Source organism: Silvanigrella sp. (assembly GCF_044369315.1).
In the GTDB taxonomy this organism is placed as follows: Bacteria; Bdellovibrionota_B; Oligoflexia; order Silvanigrellales; family Silvanigrellaceae; genus Silvanigrella.
Genome location: NZ_JBIPMD010000282.1, coordinates 1 through 3825 on the forward strand (window position 1 = coordinate 1; position 3825 = coordinate 3825).

Annotated in this window: 7 protein-coding genes and 1 pseudogene; 5 read left to right on the plus strand and 3 right to left on the minus strand. The window is 29.4% G+C overall.

Annotated features, from left to right (window positions below):
- The 3 genes and pseudogenes from ACIQ56_RS15455 to ACIQ56_RS15465 form a co-directional block, all read left to right on the plus strand.
- Positions 1–232, plus strand: a pseudogene (locus tag ACIQ56_RS15455) (hypothetical protein); the annotation flags it as partial.
- Positions 225–545 (plus strand): hypothetical protein, encoded by a 321-nt coding sequence (locus ACIQ56_RS15460; RefSeq protein ID WP_397601941.1) that lies wholly within the window; start codon positions 225–227, stop codon positions 543–545. The pseudogene ACIQ56_RS15455 and the gene ACIQ56_RS15460, both read left to right, overlap by 8 nt.
- 25 nt (positions 546–570) lie before the next feature.
- On the plus strand, positions 571–852 hold the full coding sequence (locus tag ACIQ56_RS15465) for a hypothetical protein (RefSeq protein WP_397601942.1): 282 nt from the start codon (positions 571–573) through the stop codon (positions 850–852).
- Positions 853–898: 46 nt separating this feature from the next.
- Here ACIQ56_RS15465 and ACIQ56_RS15470 read toward each other — a convergent pair whose 3' ends face one another.
- Together ACIQ56_RS15470 and ACIQ56_RS15475 are read right to left on the minus strand one after the other, a co-directional pair.
- The gene (locus tag ACIQ56_RS15470) at positions 899–1246 is read right to left on the minus strand and encodes a helix-turn-helix domain-containing protein (protein ID WP_397601943.1); all 348 of its coding nucleotides are present in this window, start codon (positions 1244–1246) and stop codon (positions 899–901) included.
- 1 nt (position 1247) lies between these two features.
- Positions 1248–1583, minus strand: a complete 336-nt coding sequence (locus tag ACIQ56_RS15475; protein WP_397601944.1) for a type II toxin-antitoxin system RelE/ParE family toxin — start codon at positions 1581–1583, stop codon at positions 1248–1250.
- Positions 1584–1925: 342 nt separating this feature from the next.
- Between ACIQ56_RS15475 and ACIQ56_RS15480 the strand changes: the two genes are divergently transcribed.
- Entirely contained in the window at positions 1926–2720 is a 795-nt protein-coding gene (locus ACIQ56_RS15480; RefSeq protein ID WP_397601945.1) for a ParM/StbA family protein, read from the plus strand.
- A gap of 176 nt (positions 2721–2896) precedes the next feature.
- Positions 2897–3163 carry a hypothetical protein gene (locus ACIQ56_RS15485; RefSeq protein ID WP_397601946.1) on the plus strand — a complete coding sequence of 89 codons (267 nt, stop codon included), beginning with the start codon at positions 2897–2899 and terminating at the stop codon, positions 3161–3163.
- 22 nt (positions 3164–3185) lie between these two features.
- Here the strand turns inward: ACIQ56_RS15485 and ACIQ56_RS15490 are convergent, their stop codons facing one another.
- A complete protein-coding gene (locus ACIQ56_RS15490; protein WP_397601947.1) occupies positions 3186–3617 on the minus strand; it encodes a hypothetical protein in 432 nt (143 codons plus the stop codon).
- Positions 3618–3825: the final 208 nt, after the last annotated feature.

Genomic DNA, 3825 nt, shown 5'->3' on the forward strand with positions numbered 1-3825 from the left:
CAAACTCTTTTTAAATAAAGAAAAAGGTGCTTCGCTATGGGATGCTGATCATGTTATTCCTGTAATTTTAGGTGGTGGTGGCTGCGGCTTAGAAGGTATGAGAACCCTATGTGTTCCTTGTCATGACTATATTACTCATGATCAACGCCGTATGATCGCACTTGGAATATCAATAAATCAAACGGTTCTTTGGGATGATAACAAATTGTATTCGGAAAATAAAAATGATTAAAAGTAACAGTAAAGTAAAATCTGAAAAATTTTTTGGAAGGCCTGCTCCTGATTGGTTTGTGTCAATGGTTACTGATCATTTTATAAAAAATGATGATACTGAATATTCTGTGAGTGATTTAGCTGCTCACTATAAAAAAACAAAATCAACTATTCGCAATGTTTTACTGCGTCAATATGAAAAAATATATGAACAAAAATTTCAACCTCAGTATACTCTTACAAAATACGGTACTACAGAAGTTTTGTTTAAAGGGATTTTTTTAAAAAAATTGTCCAGTGATTATATAAATGAAAATGTCTATATTAAGTAATTTTTTTTTATAAAGGAGAAATCTTATGTCTAAAGAGAAACGTGCTGGTGCAGTATCAAAAAAAGAAAAACCATTTTTGGATATTAAGGTCTATGAGCCAGTTTCTAAAAAGTTTACTTTGATGAAGGAGTCTGAAACTACGTTGAAATTATATGTAGAGTTCAAAAACGAAACGAGTGGTCTTAAAAGTATTTTAGAAGATTCAGTTGTAGACGCATTAATCGGTACTTTAAATAATGATCCTCAATTTCTGCAATGGAAATTAAAGCAGGAAAATAAAATTTCAGAAATGGAAGTTAGCAATTAAATTTTTATAAATAAATGTTTTAGTCTTAAATTATTTCAAACTATATTTAAAATCTAGAACCGATATGAAGATCAATTTTAAGCCCTGTCACTTCACTTATTTCAGCGATAGTATCTAAAGTAACATTTGAGTGACCTTTTAAAATTTTAGATAATGTAGCTGAACTCATATGGAGTTGTTTTTTAAATTCATTAAAACCCAAATGATTTTGAGCCATATATTGTATCAATGCTTTTGAGAGAGCTTCAGTCATTTCATTTCTAGTTTTAGATCTTTTTAAAGCACGAGTATGAATATCTTTAATTTCATCCTTAGAAAAAATTTCTTTTTCAAGTTCATCGAGTGATTGAAATTTCTCATAATCTTTTTTGTTGAAATTCATTTTTGTTGTCATATTAAACCTCACTTTTTAATCTTTTTTTCGCAAGTTCAATATCTCTATCTTGACTTTTTTTAGACCCTGCGTGAACTACAAGACAAATAATATCAGATCCATTAAACCCAAAATAAATTCTAAACCCAGGGCCAGGAGATCTTTTATCTTTTATTTCCCAAAGATCTCCTTCTAGATGCTTAAAAACTTTTGGTCTTGATAATGGTCCATCATTTGCAAGATCGCGAAAAATATCTGCTAAATAAATTTGATCTTCTTTTTTAAGGGCTTTCATCCATTTTGCAACTGGCTTTTCTCCATTGCTATTTGCCCAAAATAAAACCCTAAAATTGCTCATCCTTGATTACCTTATCGGCTTTAGTTCATTATACTAAACTACTTTACTAAAGTAAACTATTTCTTTGGGGCTGTCAAACTAACGTCTTGACGTATAAAAGACGTTAGTTTGACAAGACGATAGTTTCTTTTTAGTGGAAAATGTTAGATTCATTTAAGCATCTAATAATAAAGAAATATTCAATTTTTGGAATTTAGTCTTTACAAATAAAAGACGTTAAGACGATAAGTCAAAAATACGTTAAGACGTTATTTGACAAAAATTTGATCATAATCTACAATTTAATAGACGTTAAGACGTAATGTCTTAAGTTGTTTAGTGCGTTAAACTTTGGAGGTTTCTATGAGTCATATTATTTCTATAGATTCAGGTTCGTCTTATTTGAAGCTTTATACAATTTTGGATGGAAAAGAGATTTTAATTTCTGAAGCTTCACTAATTGAAGAAGTTCCTGAATATTCGCAGCTCACAAGCAAAATTAAAGTAGATAATAAATGGTATGTAGCAGGAAGAATTGCAGAACTTCAAAAAACAAATTATCAAGAAAATCCTGAACTAGGTGAATTCCATGGTAGCAATAAACAATTTATTCAATGGATGCATGCTTTTGAGAATAAAAATCTAATAGGGAAATTTGATACATTAATTATTTCTCTTCCTTATGATGAATTTGCAAAAACGGAACTTCGAAAATCATTAAAGATAAAAAATAAATATGAGTGGATCAATGCTAAAAATGAGGAACGTTTTATATCATTTGATAATGTAGAAATCGTTCCTCAAGGTGTGGGCGCTTTAGAATTATATAAAAAAGAAAGAGGTAACGATCTTCCTGAATCACTAACACTTGTGGATATTGGCAGTTGTACGACAGACGTTGTAAGTGTAATTTGGGATGATGTGGACGAAGCATATATTTATAAAGAAAAAGGTTGTACTTCAATTAAAGATCTTTCAACTTCTGTTTTTATTCGCAAATTAAGTGATAAGATAAATGAAAAAAGACCTGTAAAAATAAAAATTGGTTATCACGAAATTTCAAAAGCAATTCATAAACAAAAATTTGAGTTGCAAATTGGAAGTGAAAAAATAGAATTTAAAGAGCATTTCGAAAATTTAAAAAAAAGAGTTTACTGAATTACTCGCCGAAAAGCTAAAAATTTATTAGGCGACTCTTGGCGCGCTACCCAAAACACTATTCTTACAGGTGGTGGCGAAAGTTTTATCTTACCATGGGATTGTGAAAGAAGAACTGCTAGACTTGACGCATATGCGAATGTAAAGGGCCAATTCTTAATGGTGTAGGGTTTAATATGAAAATTGATTTGAGGTTCACTTTAGAAAGTGAAAATGAAGACCACCGCAAGGCTTTAAACTTTTATAATAATTTACGTCGTAAAAATCGTGTGGATGTTTTTGTAGAACTTACCAAACAATTTTGGGATAAAGAATTTATTGATGGTGGTGAAAGTATTTTAGAAAGAAAAGAAAATAATACTGTGAAAAGTATTCAAGCTAAATCTATACAAATTCCGAATGAAGATAATAAGCCTAAAAAGAAAAATCCACTATTGGGCTAATTAAACTATAAAAATATTTACCTTAAAAATTAAAATGCAAATCACGAGCTAAATTTGCATTAAGTATCCAGGGCTCTTGGTGAAGTGATATAAAATTAGTTAACGAATTTAAATTATAGTATAGAATATTTATTTTAAAATTCTTTTCTTCTATTGAAAGAGAAGAAGCTAAAATATTATTGATTGATGCAGGTATTTGATTATAAATTGAAAGAAGGTCAAGAATATTTTTAGATTTATTTTCTTCAAATTTTTTGTTTGATATAACCCCAGCATACCTATAGCAGTCTAACAAGCTTGCAAAGTTGTCGCCATCAATATCTGCATGAGAAAAATTATTTTTAGTTATATAGAGCCAATTAAAAACATTAATAAAAAAGATATTTGCACTCCATGGTTCTGAATTAATAGGAGTAAATAAATCTAAATTATCTGATAAGACGCTAATGCTCATATTTAAATTTGTTGATCCAAGTACAACAAATTTTGTGCAATTTATTTCTTCTTTATTTTTTTGAGTGTCAATATAGTGAAATATTCCAGCAGTGTCCTCCCAATAAGTGATTTTTACAAAGCATAAATCCAGAATTAAATCTCCTTTTGAGGAGGAGATTTAAATGGAGATGGAAAATAGACTTTTAAAATTGTCAGAGCAAGTTGCT